The organism is Xiashengella succiniciproducens, from assembly GCF_023674465.1.
Taxonomy (GTDB): Bacteria; Bacteroidota; Bacteroidia; order Bacteroidales; family Marinilabiliaceae; genus Geofilum; species Geofilum succiniciproducens.
The window spans coordinates 320,705-338,290 of record NZ_CP098400.1 but is presented as its reverse complement, the minus strand read 5'-3'; the positions used below and the strand labels follow the sequence as shown (position 1 = coordinate 338,290).

At 44.0% G+C, this 17,586-nt stretch carries 21 protein-coding genes and 1 tRNA gene; 14 read left to right on the top strand and 8 right to left on the bottom strand.

Annotated elements, in window-relative coordinates; all coding sequences use genetic code 11:
• Positions 1–90: 90 nt before the first annotated feature.
• Both M9189_RS01470 and M9189_RS01465 read right to left on the bottom strand, forming a co-directional pair.
• Positions 91–1,290: a GNAT family N-acetyltransferase gene (locus tag M9189_RS01470; RefSeq protein ID WP_250724140.1), complete on the bottom strand. Its 1,200-nt coding sequence runs from the start codon at positions 1,288–1,290 to the stop codon at positions 91–93.
• A gap of 45 nt (positions 1,291–1,335) precedes the next feature.
• Positions 1,336–2,022, bottom strand: coding sequence for a DNA alkylation repair protein (locus tag M9189_RS01465; protein WP_250724139.1), 687 nt, complete (start codon positions 2,020–2,022; stop codon positions 1,336–1,338).
• Between the two features lie 103 nt (positions 2,023–2,125).
• On the opposite strand from M9189_RS01465, the gene M9189_RS01460 reads away from it, so the two are divergent.
• From M9189_RS01460 to ahcY, 5 genes are all read left to right on the top strand, one after another.
• Positions 2,126–2,202 (top strand) — tRNA-His (locus M9189_RS01460).
• A 188-nt stretch (positions 2,203–2,390) separates the two neighbouring features.
• Entirely contained in the window at positions 2,391–3,902 is a 1,512-nt protein-coding gene (locus M9189_RS01455) for a tetratricopeptide repeat protein (protein WP_250724138.1), read from the top strand.
• A 92-nt stretch (positions 3,903–3,994) separates the two neighbouring features.
• A protein-coding gene (gene prfB, locus M9189_RS01450; RefSeq protein ID WP_250724137.1) for a peptide chain release factor 2 occupies positions 3,995–5,105 on the top strand; the annotation gives its coding sequence in 2 pieces (ribosomal slippage) (positions 3,995–4,057 and positions 4,059–5,105; 1,110 coding nt in all).
• Positions 5,106–5,129: 24 nt separating this feature from the next.
• The gene (locus M9189_RS01445) at positions 5,130–6,071 is read left to right on the top strand and encodes a bifunctional riboflavin kinase/FAD synthetase (RefSeq protein WP_250724136.1); all 942 of its coding nucleotides are present in this window, start codon (positions 5,130–5,132) and stop codon (positions 6,069–6,071) included.
• A 24-nt stretch (positions 6,072–6,095) separates the two neighbouring features.
• Positions 6,096–7,511 (top strand): adenosylhomocysteinase, encoded by a 1,416-nt coding sequence (gene ahcY / locus M9189_RS01440; RefSeq protein ID WP_250724135.1) that lies wholly within the window; start codon positions 6,096–6,098, stop codon positions 7,509–7,511.
• A gap of 68 nt (positions 7,512–7,579) precedes the next feature.
• Here the strand turns inward: ahcY and M9189_RS01435 are convergent, their stop codons facing one another.
• Entirely contained in the window at positions 7,580–8,014 is a 435-nt protein-coding gene (locus tag M9189_RS01435) for a Rieske 2Fe-2S domain-containing protein (protein ID WP_250724134.1), read from the bottom strand.
• 132 nt (positions 8,015–8,146) lie between these two features.
• On the opposite strand from M9189_RS01435, the gene M9189_RS01430 reads away from it, so the two are divergent.
• The 3 genes from M9189_RS01430 to M9189_RS01420 all read left to right on the top strand — a co-directional run bounded on the left by M9189_RS01430 (position 8,147) and on the right by M9189_RS01420 (position 9,767).
• Positions 8,147–8,614 (top strand): hypothetical protein, encoded by a 468-nt coding sequence (locus M9189_RS01430; protein ID WP_250724133.1) that lies wholly within the window; start codon positions 8,147–8,149, stop codon positions 8,612–8,614.
• A gap of 120 nt (positions 8,615–8,734) precedes the next feature.
• Positions 8,735–9,208 carry a transcription elongation factor GreA gene (greA, locus tag M9189_RS01425; protein ID WP_250724132.1) on the top strand — a complete coding sequence of 158 codons (474 nt, stop codon included), beginning with the start codon at positions 8,735–8,737 and terminating at the stop codon, positions 9,206–9,208.
• Positions 9,209–9,374: 166 nt separating this feature from the next.
• Positions 9,375–9,767, top strand: coding sequence for an HIT family protein (locus M9189_RS01420; protein ID WP_250724131.1), 393 nt, complete (start codon positions 9,375–9,377; stop codon positions 9,765–9,767).
• A gap of 36 nt (positions 9,768–9,803) precedes the next feature.
• Here M9189_RS01420 and ruvC read toward each other — a convergent pair whose 3' ends face one another.
• From ruvC to rplU, 5 genes are all read right to left on the bottom strand, one after another.
• Positions 9,804–10,367 (bottom strand): crossover junction endodeoxyribonuclease RuvC, encoded by a 564-nt coding sequence (gene ruvC, locus M9189_RS01415; RefSeq protein WP_250724130.1) that lies wholly within the window; start codon positions 10,365–10,367, stop codon positions 9,804–9,806.
• Entirely contained in the window at positions 10,367–10,663 is a 297-nt protein-coding gene (locus tag M9189_RS01410) for a hypothetical protein (protein WP_250724129.1), read from the bottom strand. The genes ruvC and M9189_RS01410 overlap by 1 nt, the downstream gene beginning before the upstream one ends.
• A 7-nt stretch (positions 10,664–10,670) precedes the next feature.
• Positions 10,671–11,942, bottom strand: coding sequence for a serine--tRNA ligase (serS, locus tag M9189_RS01405; protein WP_250724128.1), 1,272 nt, complete (start codon positions 11,940–11,942; stop codon positions 10,671–10,673).
• Between the two features lie 83 nt (positions 11,943–12,025).
• Complete coding sequence (rpmA, locus tag M9189_RS01400) at positions 12,026–12,289, bottom strand: 50S ribosomal protein L27 (protein WP_250724127.1); 264 nt, start codon at positions 12,287–12,289, stop codon at positions 12,026–12,028.
• A 17-nt stretch (positions 12,290–12,306) separates the two neighbouring features.
• Positions 12,307–12,621 (bottom strand): 50S ribosomal protein L21, encoded by a 315-nt coding sequence (gene rplU / locus M9189_RS01395; protein WP_250724126.1) that lies wholly within the window; start codon positions 12,619–12,621, stop codon positions 12,307–12,309.
• Between the two features lie 258 nt (positions 12,622–12,879).
• On the opposite strand from rplU, the gene M9189_RS01390 reads away from it, so the two are divergent.
• From M9189_RS01390 to M9189_RS01365, 6 genes are all read left to right on the top strand, one after another.
• Positions 12,880–13,311, top strand: coding sequence for a Fur family transcriptional regulator (locus M9189_RS01390; protein ID WP_250724125.1), 432 nt, complete (start codon positions 12,880–12,882; stop codon positions 13,309–13,311).
• A 24-nt stretch (positions 13,312–13,335) separates the two neighbouring features.
• A complete protein-coding gene (locus M9189_RS01385; RefSeq protein ID WP_250724124.1) occupies positions 13,336–14,226 on the top strand; it encodes a metal ABC transporter solute-binding protein, Zn/Mn family in 891 nt (296 codons plus the stop codon).
• Positions 14,219–14,950: a metal ABC transporter ATP-binding protein gene (locus M9189_RS01380; protein ID WP_250724123.1), complete on the top strand. Its 732-nt coding sequence runs from the start codon at positions 14,219–14,221 to the stop codon at positions 14,948–14,950. Before M9189_RS01385 ends, M9189_RS01380 begins: the two co-directional genes overlap by 8 nt.
• Positions 14,947–15,777 carry a metal ABC transporter permease gene (locus tag M9189_RS01375; protein ID WP_250724122.1) on the top strand — a complete coding sequence of 277 codons (831 nt, stop codon included), beginning with the start codon at positions 14,947–14,949 and terminating at the stop codon, positions 15,775–15,777. The genes M9189_RS01380 and M9189_RS01375 overlap by 4 nt, the downstream gene beginning before the upstream one ends.
• Before the next feature lie 74 nt (positions 15,778–15,851).
• A complete protein-coding gene (pheS, locus tag M9189_RS01370; protein ID WP_250724121.1) occupies positions 15,852–16,874 on the top strand; it encodes a phenylalanine--tRNA ligase subunit alpha in 1,023 nt (340 codons plus the stop codon).
• 288 nt (positions 16,875–17,162) lie between these two features.
• Positions 17,163–17,477: a hypothetical protein gene (locus M9189_RS01365; RefSeq protein WP_250724120.1), complete on the top strand. Its 315-nt coding sequence runs from the start codon at positions 17,163–17,165 to the stop codon at positions 17,475–17,477.
• Positions 17,478–17,586: the final 109 nt, after the last annotated feature.

Here is a 17,586-nt window from a genome sequence, read left to right as displayed (position 1 = left end):
GATTGCAAAGATATATGATATTATCAAATCTACAAAGCATTATCTGTTTTTTCATATCGATAATGCCACAGACTCACAAGACCTTTACTTCTACTCTTTTTCAGCAAGTTTGTACTTGGTATCGGCCGGAATGCTGCCAGCCCTTTGCTGCTCGGCCCTCTTCTCAGGATCAAACAGATAACGATAAGTAAGGTGTATCTTACCATCGTCAGCTCCTGTTGCATCCATCAAAGCGCGCATCTTGGGATTGAAATCGCCTACCCATGATAATTCTAACTCCTTCATATATGTCTTCCTGGCCACAACACCCTTCAGATTATAGAAGAGACCGGACTCAATACCCAGACGTTGGTAGCGAGGCTTGATACCCATTATTACAACCCTTGCGCGGGTCATCTCATGTTTCCACTTGTAGTAAACGAATTTCAACTTATTAATGAAATTCATCTTACCCTTGAAATGCTTGATAATCTGGTTTACATCAGGGAAGATTATTATAAAGCCGATAGGATCTTCATTGTCGTATGCAAACCAGATCAACTCCTCATCCATGAAAGCCTTGGCTTCCTGCAGTGTCTTAAGCAGGTCTTCGGGCTGCATTGGAGAAAAATTCTCATGAAACTGCCATGCATTATTATATACATTGACAAAGTCGGCGATGAACTTATCGGCCTCCTTCCAGTCAAAGTGCCTGAACCTGTACTCAGGCTTACTGACCACGCGCTTGGCAATAGACCAGAACCTTTCAGGGAAGGGCTTAACTACATCAAGGTGCTTGGTAACCTGTTCAAAGTAAACAGTAAAACCATAGGATTCGAAAAACTCTTTATAATACGGCGGATTGTATGGCATTCCAAAGGCCGGGTGGGTATATCCCTCTGTAAGGAGACCCCAGAAGCTATCATTCTCACCAAAATTAATCGGCCCATCCATGGCCTGCATTCCTTTTTCCGCAAGCCAGGTCTTTGCTGTCTCAAAGAGCAAATAAGCAGCATCTTTATTATTTATACATTCAAAGAAACCCATGCCTCCCGTAGGCTGATCAAAGCCGTAAGCTTTTCTTTCGTTGATGAAAGCAGCCACACGACCAATGGTCTTGCCATTGTCGTCAACCAGAATGAAGCGTTCTGCACTTCCATGCTGGAAGAACTTATTGACGGCAGGATCAAAGATTGCTTCGATTTGTGCGTCCAGAGGACGAACATATACCTTATCATTCTTGTAAACAAGGTCAACAACATCAAGGAATTCCCTGACGGTCCGTTTGTCACTTACCTTAACTATTTTCATCAGTTTATAATTGAAGTGATTTGTTCCGTTAAAATAACAACAAATTCAATTGCCAGACACTTCCAATTCAAAAAGTATTTCCTCCCCGGCCGCCCTGAGATGCGCCTCACTCTCCTGCTTCCACCTTCCAGCCAGGGCTGAGATCCCAGGTCTCAGACTCTCCGAGAAGCGACCTGCCATCTTGAGACAGTGCACCACAGCCCTTGATAGTTTGTTGTCGTCAGCTAATGCCTCAAGTGTCGATAGATTCTCTTCAACCAAACTTACAACTTCTTCCCCAACGAAACGAAATTGCCAGCCCAGTGCCATCAGAGCGGCATACCTGACATAAAACTGTGGATGCAGCATCCACTTCTCGATAACGGCTGCCGAACCAGTACGCTTGCCCAGCAGGTTAAAAGCCATCTGCTCGGCAAGTTCAAGATTATTAATCGCCGGAGCCCATTCCATCAGCTTCTCGTCCGACAACCTTTCCTTGTCAGCAATAATCGTCGCAAGTATCATAGTCTCCCTGACTCCTCTGTACCAAAGGCGCTCGGCCAAAACATTGTCAGGTTTGTAATCCTGTGAGATCTGACGCAGATGAACCAAAGAAACCCCAAAGAGCTTCTCGTATTCCATTCCCGACCTTTGAATCTGGGATGCTACCTCACCATTCATCAGTTTCCGGATCCGCCTTAGGATGATCCTGACCTGCTCATCGATATTTTCGTCGTATGCAAAAAACTTCATTATCAAAATTTAAAGAGTTTGGTGGGCGGGATGTTTAAAATTGATTGCTCAGATCATTTGCAAATTTAGAAGAAAAACTCTTATATTTGCATCACAAAAAATGGTGAATGTAGCTCAGTTGGTTAGAGCGTCGGATTGTGGTTCCGAAGGTCGCCGGTTCGAGCCCGGTCTTTCACCCCAAAGCAGGGCTGTCACTACCGTGACAGCCTCTTTTTTATTTCTATGGGTCCATAGCTTATCAAAGGAACATTCTTTAATCCATTCCACAAATACTCCCGTTTAACATATAGAAGCTCCCGTCAAAACACCAGGGTTGATTTTATGCCTTAACGGATTATTGATTAAATTGCCTTTTCAAAAGACTGCCCATGAAGCACTTTTACCCAACTTCTATATCGGCTTACATATCGTCTCCCGGCGCAGGGTTGCAGTCCTTATTATGGAAATATGCTTCAAAGGCTCTGCTATTGCTTTTGCTTTTCTGGCACCCTACTTTACTTAAGTCCCAGATTGGGATTGTTGATATTATTGACAAGACGGAAGCAGCCACTTTTACTATCACAGCTTATGACAATGGAGTAGTAGTTGATACTGCGCGTGCCTTCTTTATAAGTGCCGACGGTCTTGCGATAACCAGTGCGTCAGTCTTAAGGCACTGCGATACAACTTTTATATCCGACCACAAAAACAAGAAGCTGTCATTGTCGAAAGTGATTGCTATCAATCGTAGCACAAATCTGGCCATGATTCAGGTAGCTGGGTTCAACCGCGAAAATGACACCTATCTCAACCCCTCCAGGGCAAATTTTGAGGCACCGTCTGAGTTTATGGCCTTTATATATAATACCGACAAAAGGGGAAGAACTAATGTATTTACTGTAAGCAAGGTACTATATCCGCTGCACTTAGGTCGTGCTGCAGTGACCTCCCTCAAGGTAACCAGCTCATCCAGGGGAGCTCCGATAATAAACTACTCAGGTAGCATGGTGGGTATACTCCACATCCTTAATGAGAGCGGGGAGTCAGTGATGCTGCCCATAAGCCTTATAAATGATGACAACTGGAAAACTGTCAATACCACCTGGGTAAAGTTTAAGAACCTGCCTGAAAGGGATAGGCTATGTACAAACGAACTTGCTGATGCTTTGCTATTGCAGGCTATGGGTAAATGGCTGGAATCTGCAAGATACTTTAACACCGAGATCAAGACTAACAAAGATAATGCACGTCTCTATGCCATGCGCTGCATCAGCAGATATCAGTATGGCAACCGCACTGCAGCAGAAGAGGATTTCAAAAAAGCTCTTGAGCTAAACAGTAATGAAGGACTTGTTTACTATGGCAGAGCTCTCTTCCATCTCAGAAACGGAAATAACAGCCTGGCAGTTAACGATCTGCTTAAATGCCTTGAATTGGAAGAAGATTTTGCACCGGGTTTTGTAATGCTTGGAAAGGCTCAGGCCCTGAATAATGATATCAAAAAAGCATTTGCAGATTTTACTTATGCTATAGAACTGGACTCACTCTTTGCTGATGCGTGGTATGAAAGGGGGCGAATAAGCCTGATTTACAGCTCCAATCACGGAAGTGCACTTATGGATCTCCAGAAGGCTTCTGTACTGGATCCCTTTCTTGAAGGCGTATTTACCCTGATTGGCGATGTCAAATTCAACAGACACGACTATCTTGACGCCATACTTGACTATGACAGAGCTCTCAGATATAATCCCAGAGATGACATGGCTTTGATGAACCGGGGATTGGCTTATTATAATACAGGCCTTAAGGAAAATGCATGCACAGACTGGGAAAAAGCAGGCTCGCTCGGCAATACTCAGGCCTTCAAGCTTATCTCAAGGTATTGTAACAAGATCAAGTAGTATCCATCACTTTTACAAATACGTAATTAAGCAATTAGGGGATAAAAACTTAATAATCTTTTGTAACTTTGCCGCTTCTAAAAACAGAGAACATGGTCACTGCAGATCTTATAAAAGAATTAAGTGCACGCGAGAGTGCTCTGAGGAGGTATCTTTGACATCGATCGAAAGCGTATCGAGGTAGAAGAAGAGGAATTACGTGCCCAGGCTCCGGATTTTTGGGAGGATGCCCAAAAGGCGGAAAGCCATATGAAGAAACTGAAAGAACTTAAGGCCTGGGTAACTGGTTATGATGAGATTAAATCCACATTAGACGATCTGTCTGTACTATTTGATTTCTTTAAGGAGGGAGAAGCAGCTCAGGAAGACTTAGAGCAAGCATACAACAGGGTTGTTAAACTAATTGAGGATCTTGAACTGCGCAACATGCTGCGCAAAGAGGAGGATAAGCTTGGTGCAGTTTTGAAGATCAACGCAGGTGCCGGAGGTACTGAGAGCCAGGATTGGGCCGAGATGTTGATGCGTATGTATGTTCGCTGGGGTGAGCAAAACAAGTACAAGATCACTGTCAATCATATACTGCCGGGAGAAGAAGCTGGAATCAAAACTGTTACAATCCAGTTTGAAGGAGATTACGCATACGGCTATCTGAAAGGAGAGAATGGTGTACATCGCCTGGTAAGGTTATCACCCTTCAACTCGGCAAACAAGCGTATGACATCTTTCACTTCAGTGTTTGTCATCCCTCTGATTGACGACACTATTAATATAGAGATCAACCCTGCCGATATTACTTGGGAAACCTTCCGCTCGAGCGGAGCAGGCGGCCAGAATGTCAACAAGGTTGAAACCGGAGTTCGTTTGCGTCACGCACCGACAGGCATTATTATTGAAAATACCGAGTCGAGGTCCCAGGGTGACAATAAGGAAAATGCCCTAAGGCTATTGAAATCGCAGCTCTATGAAATGGAACTGCAAAAAAGGCTTGAAGAGCAGAACAAGATAGAGGCACAAAAGAAAAAGATTGAGTGGGGATCACAAATCAGGTCCTATGTGCTTCAACCTTACAAGTTGGTCAAGGATGTACGAACAGGCTATGAAACAAGCAATGTTCAGGCAGTCCTTGATGGCGAGATAGATGAATTTATTAAAGCGTACCTTATGGAGTACGGAGCAAATGACGTATTCTCCAAAGAAGGCTGAGGAGATATTTAAAAGCGTGCCTGAATGCAGATATATACATCACTGGACAGCTATAAAGGCCCCCGCCCCGTAGTAACAATGGGTACCTTCGACGGAATGCATCCCGGACATAGGGCATTGCTGGAGAAGCTAAAGGAACTGGCAAGGAGGGAAAACACCAGAGCAATGGTGATAAGCTTCTGGCCACACCCACGCATAGTTCTGGAGCATGATGCCGAGAAGCTAAGACTTCTTACAACCCTGGAAGAAAAAACCAGGATGATACAGGATACAGGGGTCGACGACCTTATGATAGTACCTTTTTCAAAGGAACTCGCAGATCTCACAGCAGAGGAGTTTGTCGATGAGATTCTGGTCAAGAAGTTGAATATTCTGCATCTTCTCATAGGGTACAACCACCGTTTTGGCAAAGGTGGAACCAGCTTTGAGCAACTGATTCCCATTTCACACACCTTCGGTTTTGAGATTAGTCAGTTCAAGCATATTGACGTAACAGGACTGACACCTAGTTCAACATCAATCAGAAACCTTCTGCTGGATGGTAGAATCCCTGAAGCCAACTTCATGCTGGGATACAGATATACCATCACCGGAAGGGTTACAGGTGGGATGAAGCTAGGCAGGAAACTGATGTTTCCCACAGCCAATCTTGAGATTAGTGAAAAAGCAAAACTTATACCACCTGACGGTGTATACGCGTGCGTAGTGAAAGTCAGAGGCACCTATTACGGTGGCATGGTCAATATTGGAGTAAGGCCTACCGTAAGCGAACAAATGGATCATAGGACAATTGAGATACATATCCTTGATTTTGACAAGGAGATATATTCTGAAGAACTCTCTGTCAGCTTTATTACAAAGACCAGAGAGGAAAAGAAATTCGCCAGTCTTGATGAATTGCGTCAACAACTGGTAAAGGATGAAGTGGAGATACGAAGGATACTAAAACTCAATGGCATCGGGTGAGTTAAAACAAAACACAAAACAATAATGAGTACTGTACAACACGAATTTAAAGTTGCAGACCTTGCACTGGCTGATTTTGGCCGCAAAGAAATTATCCTCGCTGAGAAGGAAATGCCCGGGCTTATGGCTCTGAGAGAAAAATACGGATCCCAGAAACCTCTTAAAGGGGCAAAGATTATGGGTTCTCTACACATGACAGTGCAAACCGCTGTGTTGATTGAAACCCTTAGTGCTCTTGGTGCTGAAGTACGCTGGTGCAGCTGTAATATCTATTCAACCCAGGATCATGCTGCTGCCGCTATTGCAAAGGCAGGTATCCCAGTATTTGCATGGAAAGGAGAAACTCTTGAGGAGTATTGGTGGTGCACCGAAAGAGCTCTTGACTTTGGCAACGGAGCTGGTCCGGACCTGATTGTAGATGACGGAGGAGATGCCACCCTGATGATACACAAGGGTGTTGAAATAGAAAACAACCCATCCCTGTTGCAACTTGACTATAGCAAAGAAGGTGAAGACTTCAGACTTCTTATAGATTTGCTTGCAAAGATTTACAAACAGGACAACAAGCGTTGGCATGAAGTAGCAAAGAAGATAAAGGGTGTAAGCGAAGAGACCACTACCGGTGTACACAGATTGTACAAGATGTTTGAAAGTGGTGAACTGCTCTTCCCGGCAATCAATGTAAACGACTCTGTTACCAAGAGTAAGTTTGATAATCTCTACGGATGCCGTGAGAGTTTGGCAGACGGTATCAAACGCGGCACTGATATTATGATAGCAGGTAAGACTGTAGTGGTATGTGGTTATGGTGATGTAGGTAAAGGCTGTGCACAAAGTATGCGTGGCTTTGGCGCAAGGGTGCTGGTTACCGAAATCGACCCTATCTGTGCACTTCAGGCTGCCATGGAAGGTTTTGAAGTTACTACAGTTGAAGATGCCCTTCCCGAAGGTGATATCTATGTCACTGCAACCGGAAACCGTGATATTATCACTTTAGATCATATGCTCAGGATGAAAGACACAGCCATCGTTTGTAACATTGGCCACTTTGATAATGAGATACAGGTTGATCAACTGGAGAAATATCCCGGTATAAAGGAAATCAATATCAAGCCTCAGGTAGATCGTTTTATTTTCCCTGACGGGCATTCAATAATACTTCTTTCCAGAGGAAGACTTGTAAACCTGGGTAATGCAACAGGTCACCCAAGCTTTGTTATGAGTACCTCATTTACAAACCAGGTGCTGGCACAGCTCGACCTATGGCAAAACCAGCACAAGGTTGGAGTTTACACCCTGCCTAAAGCTCTTGATGAAGAAGTTGCAAGACTACACCTTGCAAAACTGGGGGTAAAACTTACTACCCTTACAGATGCTCAGGCTAGTTATATTGGAGTATCTAAGCAAGGTCCATTCAAGCCTGATCATTACAGGTACTAAGATACCCTAGGAAATACAATATTAAGACAAGGTACCAGGGAAGTGTGAACACTATAACTGGTACCTTGTTAATTATATATTACCAGGATGGTACCGTTGGGTTCAACCCTGTTGCGATAAGGTTTTAAGGAATAATCTGATGGACCTTCGATGCAATCTCCGGTTTCGGATATAATAAAGAAGCGTGATTCACAGCAGGGACATTGGGCAGAAGTATTACCCTCTTCCAGATCTACCAGACATGTTAGTTCCTCGTCATGGGGGCAATAACGTTCAAAGACGTAATAATGACCATCTCCTACACGGTACACAATAACACCGCCAATACCAATCCTGCTGCCGTCTGAATCATAAATTGCAACAAAGGCATCCTTATTGATATAGTCGGGAAGCATAAGGTTGATATAGGCTGTGAAACGCTGATTAGGTACAGGATGATCATCCTCTTTGCAACCAAATACAAAAAGTAGCGTATAAGATATAACAAACAGATATTTGCGCATTTAGCAAAAATTTAAGGTCATGGCCCCCTAGGGTCTGACATTCAATATTATGAAAGAGGGTCGGTAAAAATCGGCTCTCCTTTATTTGTTTATTTGCAATGTTAGGGCTAATTTAGTCAATATTTATTATTCATGAGCGACTCTTTGGGTGACATATTATATATCCTCGTCATGCTCGGCGTGGTGCTTATCGGGGCAATCCGAGAACGCAACTCGCAGGGTAAGGGGAAGGTATTGCCCGAGGATGAAGTACATGATTATCCTACAGAAGCCTTTCCCCCGATTAAGCAGTGGCTGGAGCAAATGGAAGCTGCCAAACCACGAACTGAGCCTCTGTTGATACCACCAATACCACAGGCAAGGATCAAAGAAAGGGAAACGGGAAAGGGTCGTGCAAAGATACAGGGCAGAGCAGCCACAAGAAGACCTAGAGTTAGTTTGGAGACTACTCCAAGGATGCAACTAAAAAAGGCCGCAATCAAGGAGCCTGTAATTGTAGAAGAGAATGACGCCGATGGGTGGTTTCCGGGAGAAGATGAGCAGTTCGATTTGAGACAAGCTGTTATCTATTCCGAAATACTTAAAAGACCTACCTACTAGAGACGGCGCAGACCAGGTAAACAATCATCTATCATTTAGCTAAAACAGCATCATATCCCGAAAGCATATTTCGGGATATAGCATTTTAAAATTGTATAAAATCATTTAGGAGGAAATAACATGTCTAGAGTGAGTTACATGACCGATGAAGGCCTTAAGAAACTTCGTGAGGAGTTAGCATTACTGGAATCGGTAGAGAGGCCTAAAATATCCAGGCAAATAGCAGAGGCTCGTGACAAGGGAGACTTGTCTGAGAATGCAGAGTATGAAGCAGCTAAGGAAGCTCAGGGTCTTCTTGAAATGAGAATAGCAAAACTCAAAGAAACCATAGCTGCCAGTAGGCTTATTGATGAATCTAAACTGGATACATCCAAGGTACAAATCATGAACAAGGTTAAAATCAAAAACCTTAAGAACAATGCTGTCATGGTATATACCCTGGTGTCTGAAAGTGAAGCTGACCTAAAGGCCGGCAAGATCTCAATTTCTACCCCAATTGCACAAGGTCTGCTTGGCAAAAAAGTTGGTGACAAGGTAGAAATCAGTGTCCCAGCCGGTAAGGTACCATTTGAAATTCTTGATATATCATTGTAAGTAAAGAGTATTCTTCGTTTTGTGGAAAACTTTACGAAGAGGAGGCGGAACCAACCGCCTCCTCTTCGTAATTTATTCAGATACCTGTTTTGTAAGAAACTATGATGATATTTCCGGTACCGGTGTTAACTTTGCTAATGGCTTAAACTTCTAAACACCAAAAGGAATGGCATCTATTTTCACAAGAATCGTAAAGGGTGAGATCCCCTGTTACCAGATTGCTGAAGACGAAAGGTATTTTGCCTTTCTGGATATAAACCCGCTTGCAAAGGGACATACTCTTGTTATACCCAAGAGGGAAATCGACTATATCTTCGATATCGATGATGATACCCTTGCCGGAATGATTGTCTTTGCAAAGAAAGTGGCTCATGCTATTGAGGCCAGCGTTTCATGCAAGAGAATTGGTGTGGCAGTACTTGGACTCGAAGTGCCCCATGCTCATATCCACCTTGTACCCCTTCAGACTGAGGCTGACATCAGCTTTTCAAAGCCCAAGCTACAGCTGAGCAAGGAAGAAATGGAAAAGATTGCTGAAACAATAAGAAGCAATTTCTAGGATTCTACTTTTTGATTGTGCAGCTCAAAGCTGTATCTACTTTCTGATCCTGCCTGGATTTTTGCCGATAAACTCCTTCCATGACTTAACACCGGAAGCAGCGGCAGGTACATTGCTTTGCAGAAAGTGGCAGACTGCAGCCGCAAGGCCGTCAGTTGCATCGAGATATTCAGGTTCTTCCGTGAGCTTGAGCAACTGCTTGAGCATCATTGCAACCTGTTCCTTGGATGCACTACCGCGACCTGTGATGGCCTGCTTTATCCTTAGGGGGGCGTATTCGAAGATAGGTACCGACCTTGACAGGGCCGCAGCCATTGCAACTCCCTGAGCACGTCCCAGTTTGAGCATTGACTGCACGTTCTTACCAAAGAATGGAGCCTCTATTGCTAATTCGTCAGGATGATAGCTGTCAATAAGCTGAATCACCCTATCGAAGATCTTCTGCAGCTTAAGATAATGGTCGCTATACTTTTTTAGTTCCAGTACTCCCATGGCAACCATTGAGGGCTTGTTGTTGCGTACCAGCAATATGCCGTAACCCATGATGGCTGTTCCGGGATCTATGCCCAGGATTATCTTTTCTGTCGGCTGCTTTTGCATCAAAGCATCTTCATTATTGAACAAAACCAGGTGCTGGGGTCTGCTCCTTGGGCTTGATAGTTGCCCAATTGTTCTGCAACGGCCTTGTCAAGGATATCAAGCTCTTCCTCTACACAGCGCCACTGGATGGAGAAGATACGCATCGATCCGGCACGGGATGAAATCACCTCGTACTGCTCCCCCTTCAGGCCACCGGAAGCCTCTTCGACACGGGGCAGGAACTCCCCTCTAACCCAAGAGTTCCATGCCAATATGTCGTTTTCTTCAATATAGAATGATGCGTTAAATAGATACACCTGCTCCTTATTTTATTATATCAAAACCACAGTAGGGTACCAAAACCTTAGGTATCCTGATACCATCCTCTGTTTGGTTGTTTTCAAGCAAGGCGGCCACTATACGTGGAAGTGCCAGAGCACTTCCATTGAGGGTATGCGCCAATTGCGGCTTTGAATTGCTGTCTTCCCTGTATCTCAGCTTAAGCCTGTTGGCCTGGAAGCTTTCGAAGTTACTAACAGAACTGACCTCCAACCAACGTTCCTGGGCAGCAGAGAAAACCTCAAAGTCGTAAGTAAGAGCTGAAGTAAAGCTCATATCTCCACCACAAAGCTTTACAATACGCCATGGGAGTTCAAGTTTGTCAACAAGACCCTGAACATGCTTGACCATTTCTTCGAGTACCTTGTATGAGTCATCCGGTCTGGCCACCTGAACTATCTCAACCTTGTCAAACTGGTGCAGACGGTTAAGTCCTCTTACATCCTTGCCATAGGAACCGGCTTCACGACGGAAGCAGGCAGAGTAAGCACAGTTCTTAATCGGAAACTGGTCTCCGTTGAGAATAACGTCCCTGTAAATATTGGTGACAGGAACCTCAGCGGTAGGTATCAGATAAAGATTATCCAGACCGACATGATACATCTGACCTTCCTTATCGGGAAGCTGACCTGTACCATAACCTGAATCCTCATTTACCATCAGCGGTGGCTGTACCTCAAGATAGCCTGCAGCCTCAGCCTCGTTAAGAAAGAAACTTATCAAAGCCCTTTGCAGCCTGGCACCCTTGCCCTTATAGACAGGGAAGCCGGCTCCTGTAAGCTTAACACCTAGTTCGAAGTCTATTATATCATACTTCCTGGCAAGTTCCCAGTGAGGCAATGCATCCTTAAGCTCAGGCTTCTTCCCACCCTCGCGGACTATTACATTATCTTCGGCACCTTTACCTGCCGGAACTGATTGATGAGGCAGGTTGGGCAACTGAACCAGCAATTGCTGCAGCTCCTTCTCAATCGAATCGAGAGTTGTGGTAAGCTCTTTGATTTCATCCTTCAAACCGGCTGTACGTGCCTTTGCAGCTTCAGCCTCAGCAAGCTCCTTATTCTTCATCAACTGCCCTATTGACTTGGACAGGCGATTCATCTCGGCCTGAAGATTATCTGATTCAGTCTGGGTGGCCTTACGCTTGTTGTCCAGTTCGATAATCCTATCTACCAGAGCAGTGGCATCAAAGTTCTTGATTCTGAGGCGCTCAATAACCTCTGTCTTATTCTCCTGCAACAATTTGAGTGTGAGCATGATTATATGTTTAAAAAAAAACTCCTGAATTTGTTACGAAAGTAACAAAAACAGGAGATTTTTTATACTGTTTCCGTTGTTACTTATTCGGCTGCAACGGGCTCAACCGAAACGTATGAACGATTGTCTTTTCTCTTACGGAAAACTACCTTACCATCAACCAGTGCAAACAGGGTATGGTCCTTACCAATACCTACGTTATCACCAGGATGGTGCTGAGTACCACGTTGACGAACAAGGATATTACCAGCCTTGGCAAATTGTCCGCCAAATATCTTTACACCAAGTCGCTTGCTTTCTGATTCACGACCGTTCTTGGAACTACCTACACCTTTTTTATGTGCCATTTCTCAGTGTTTTTTAATTATCCAACCTGAATACCTTCAATCTGAATTTGACTCAGATATTGACGATGACCATTCATCTTCTGATAGGTTTTACGTCTTTTCTTCTTGAAGACGATCACCTTCTCGCCCTTTAAATGTGAAAGAACCTTAGCAGTTACTTTAGCTCCCTGCAAAGTCGGTGCACCTACCTTAATACCACTTTCATCTTCAACCAGAAGTACTTCGTCGAATTCTACTGAAGAACCTTCTTCGGCAGCCAAACGATGTACAAAGATCTTGCGATCTTTCTCTACCTTAAACTGCTGACCAGCAATGGTTACAATTGCGTACATTAGTTATTCTGTTTACTGTTTATTCCTGCAGGTGGATGAATTCACTCATTAATCATCACTTATTTACCTGACAGAATTGATTCGGACTGCAAAAGTAGATAAATTTTTCATCCGGGCAAACTAATTAAACACAAAGTTTATTGATTATTTACCTGTGCCTGTGGTCATCAGGTCATTTTTAACAAGGCACCCGATTTCAATAAGATCCATTAACTAAATATATTATCCCGCTTTAATAAAAGTTTGTATTTTTGCAACATGGTTGCAAAAATCTCAGAGATTGATTCCCTTATCAGATCCAAAGGTCTTAACGCTACAGATATCAGGCGTAAGGTTGTGGAATTGCTCTATGCTCCGGGCACTGCACTTACTCAGAAGGAAATCGAAGAGGAGCTTGAGAAGGCGTTTGGAACTGTGGATAGGGTTACTCTTTACAGAACAATCAAGGCTCTGACAGAGAAGGATATTATTCACCAGATTAGTATTGACTCACATACTATTAAGCATAAGCTGGTGCGTGAACACGTTGCAAATGAGCATCCACACTTCCACTGCTCCATGTGCGACAAGCTGATCTGTATGCCACAGCTTAATATAGATGAGAATATGCTCCCCGGAGGATTCCGGATCGAATCAAGCAGTGTACTAATAGAGGGTGTATGCTCTATTTGCAACCGCACACAACACTAGTAATTCACCTAATTGTAAAATTTCATGCAAAAGATCATACATGCTACTCAGTTACTGGCTATTGTCGCAGTCATCACTCTCGCTGCTTCCTGCTCAGGAGCTAGGGGTTCTGACAATACCATAACAGTGAGTATACTACCGCAGAAATACTTTGTGGACGTCCTAAGCGATAGTGCCCTTAAGGTCAATGTGATGGTGCCTCCCGGAGCCAGCCACTCCACCTATTCTCCAACTACGCGCCAGTTTAAAGACCTGTCCGACTCCCGACTCTATATAGGTATTGGACACCTGGGGTATGAGACTGCATGGCTGGACAGGCTCGGTGAACTGAATAAGGATATGAAACTGCTCAACCTATCGGATTATACCGAACTAATAGCTGGGGATTGTGACCATGATCATGAAGGGGAGGATGAGCATGCTCACGGTATAGATCCACATATCTGGCTGTCTCCAAAGGTAATTACCGAACTGCTTCCTCTGATGCGGGATGCGCTTATTGAAAGCTATCCTGAACTCAAGGCAACTATAGAAGCTAACTATAGCAAACTGATGGCACAAATAGAAGAGACCGATGCAGCAATGCAAGCTACCTGTGAAAACCTGAGCTACAGGAGTTTTATGATTTTCCACCCTGCGCTGACCTACCTGGCAAGGGACTACGACCTTGACCAAAGAGTCATCGAAGTGGATGGCAAGGAGCCCTCTCCGGCCTACCTGGCTTCACTGATTGAAAGTGCTAAGCAGGATTCGATAAAGGTAATTTTTATACAACAGGAATACGATGTCAGAAATGCCAGAACTATTGCCAAAGAAGCTGGTATCGATCTGGTTGTAATCGATCCAATGAAGTACGACTGGGTAGAAAACATTAACGAACTCAACAGCATCTTTCAAAAATACCTGAATGAATAAGCCAATAGCAGAATTGGAAAACATAAGCGCGGGTTACCAGGGTGAGACCGTACTGAGCGACGTAAACCTGAAGATCTACCCCGAAGATTTTATCGGGGTAATAGGTCCCAATGGCGGTGGCAAAACTACCATGGTAAAAGTGCTACTTGGAATACTCCGGCCTTACAAGGGACGGATCCTCTTTCCTTCGGGCAAGATAACCATTGGATATCTGCCCCAGGCCTCGCAGATAGACCGTAGCTTTCCGATAACAGTCGAGGAACTGGTTCAATCGGGTATCAAATCCCTTAATCCCTTATGGCCAAGAATTAGCAAAGAACAAAAGAAAAAGTGTCTGGAACTTATAAACCAAACCGGTTTAGCTGAATATGCAAAGAGGCCCATAGGACAGTTGTCAGGTGGTCAGTTGCAGAGGGCCTTCCTCTGCAGGGCATTAATCAACGAACCACAGCTGCTGATACTGGATGAGCCCAACACCTATGTGGACAAGAATTTTGAAGATGAATTGTACAAATGGCTAAAAGTGCTAAATGGGCACATGGCCATCCTATTGGTTTCTCACGATGTAGGCACCATCTCATCGATGGTAAAGACCATTGCCTGTGTCAACCACCAGGTTCACTACCACCATTCCAACGAGGTTGATGAAGGGGTCTTGAAGTGTTATAATGCCCCACTCAAAGTAGTAACACATAAACAACCGGAAAACCTGATCAAACCATGAACGACTTCTTCAGTCTCTTTCAATATACCTTCTTTCAGAATGCCCTGATAGCTTCCCTGCTGACCAGCATCCTGGCAGCAATGATAGGAACTTACATAGTGGCAAGAAAGAATGTCTTTATAAGCGGAGGTATCACTCACGCCTCCTTCGGTGGTATAGGAATAGCCTATTACCTTGGTCTGAACCCCTTCCTGGGAGCTGCAGTCTTTGCAGTGCTGACCGGTACAGGTATCGAGTGGATATCCAATAAGGGCAAGGTCAGGGAAGACAGCGCCATTGCAATACTTTGGTCACTTGGAATGGCCCTGGGCATCATTTTCGTGTTTCTGACTCCCGGATATGCACCCAACCTGATGAGCTTCCTCTTTGGCAGCATATTATCTGTTGGGCAGGCTGATATCTACATGATACTTATACTTACAGCCATATCTGCACTTCTTTTTACGGTCTATTACAGGCCGATACTTTACACAGCCTTTGACCCTGAGTTTTCAAAGATCAACGGTCTAAAGGCCAACTTTTACAGATACCTGATGGCCGCATTGGTTTCCCTTGCAATAGTCGTAAGTATCAGAACCATGGGCATAATCCTGCTGCTGAGTCTTTTCACAATACCCCAGGCCACATCAATGATATTCACACACAACTTCAGGAAGATTATCGGACTGTCTGCTATTTTCGGAATCATTGGTTCCTTTGCCGGACTGTATGTAGCTCATGCAATGGATATACCCTCGGGGGCTGCAATAATATTTATACTCACAATTCAGTACCTTCTAATTAAGGGGATAGAACTGGTTCTTATGCAGATAAAGGAAGGCCGGTAAGCAGCTAAAAATAAGATAAAGTTTTTGACCCGGCGTTAATATTCTTATTTTTGCGCTTAATAAACATAGTTCAGATGTTACAACAGATAGAAGAACTTATTTCAGAAATTAAAAATCTGAAAGCTTCAAATGCAGAAGAGGCAGAAGCACTAAGAATCAAGTATCTTGGAAGAAAGGGCTTGATTCCTGCACTTTTCGATGATTTCAAAAACGTGCCTGCCGAAAACAAAAAGGCAGTCGGCATGGCCCTCAACACCCTCAAAAATGAGGCACAAAGGGTAATCACAGAGCTTAAGGAAGCGCACGAAGCGGGAGCTTCGTCCGCATCAGGTGCTGACCTGACTTTGCCGGGAACATCCTTCCCCATTGGCAGCCGTCACCCACTTTCACTTGTTCGCAATCAGATTGTAGAAATATTTTCACGCCTTGGATTTAGCGTTGCTGAAGGTCCCGAGATTGAAGATGACTGGCACGTGTTTACAGCCCTGAACTTCCCGCTTGAGCACCCTGCAAGGGATATGCAGGACACCTTCTTTATAACTAAGGATCCCGACATTCTGCTTCGCACTCATACCTCATCAGTACAGGTAAGGGTAATGGAAAAGACCCAGCCCCCGATCAGATCAATCTTTCCGGGCAGGGTATTTCGGAATGAGGCTATTTCGGCACGTGCACACTGTATCTTCCATCAGGTGGAAGGTCTGTACATCGACGAGAACGTATCCTTTGCTGATTTGAAGCAGACCCTGCTTTACTTTGCCAAGGAGTTCTTTGGTGAAAATGTTGAGATCAGGCTTCGTCCCTCATATTTCCCATTTACCGAACCATCGGCTGAGATGGACGTAAGCTGCTCAATATGCGGTGGCAAAGGTTGCGGAGTATGCAAGCATACAGGATGGCTTGAAATCATGGGCTGTGGTATGGTTGACCCCAACGTACTTGAAAACTGCGGCATCGACAGCAAGAAATATACAGGCTTTGCCTTTGGTATGGGTATCGAAAGAATTGCAATGCTAAAATATCAGATAAAAGATATCAGGCTGTTCTTCGAAAACGACGTACGCTTCCTCGAACAGTTCAAGTCCGCTATCCATTAAGCACAGCGAAGTAAGAAAGCATATAAATCACACAAAACGCCCGGCACTACCGGGCGTTTTTGTTATATGATGCAAACACAATTCCTATTACCCTACTCCATCCTTTTTTGTGGAATGATTCCACAGCAACAGAAATAAATTCTACAATAGCGGCAAGTATCACAAAATGCTTATTGCCTGTTTTTCAGTTTATTGCACCACGGCACAACTGCATGGCATGATTATGCCTATAGATTTAACATCTCTCACAAATACAATAAATGCACATTAACTTAAAACCTTAATGACATGAAGACGCTAAGATTTTTAATGTTTATAGCCGCTGTAGGACTGTTTTCTACAGTAGGGTATGCAAATCAGGCAGTTGTTGAGAACAACAACTACATCGTAGCAGATCAGGAAGTTACCAAGACTCCTGTAGAAGTAGCAGATCTACCCGAAGCCGTTGCAGAAGCACTTAAGGGTGCTGACTTCGAAGGCTGGGAAGTTGTTGAAGCATCATTTATTTCAAGCGATGCCGGTGAATTCTACGCCGTTAAGCTGAAAAAGGGTGATGAAGAAAAGAAAGTAAAATTCACACCACAAGGTGAAGTAAAGGAATAACCTAACCCGTTATTATTTATTAGTTTTGGGGTAAATTCAAGTTTAGTTTTGGGTAAAGCCGGAATGCAAGTTCCGGCTTTTTCCGTTTTAATACTTTCATAAAAAACAA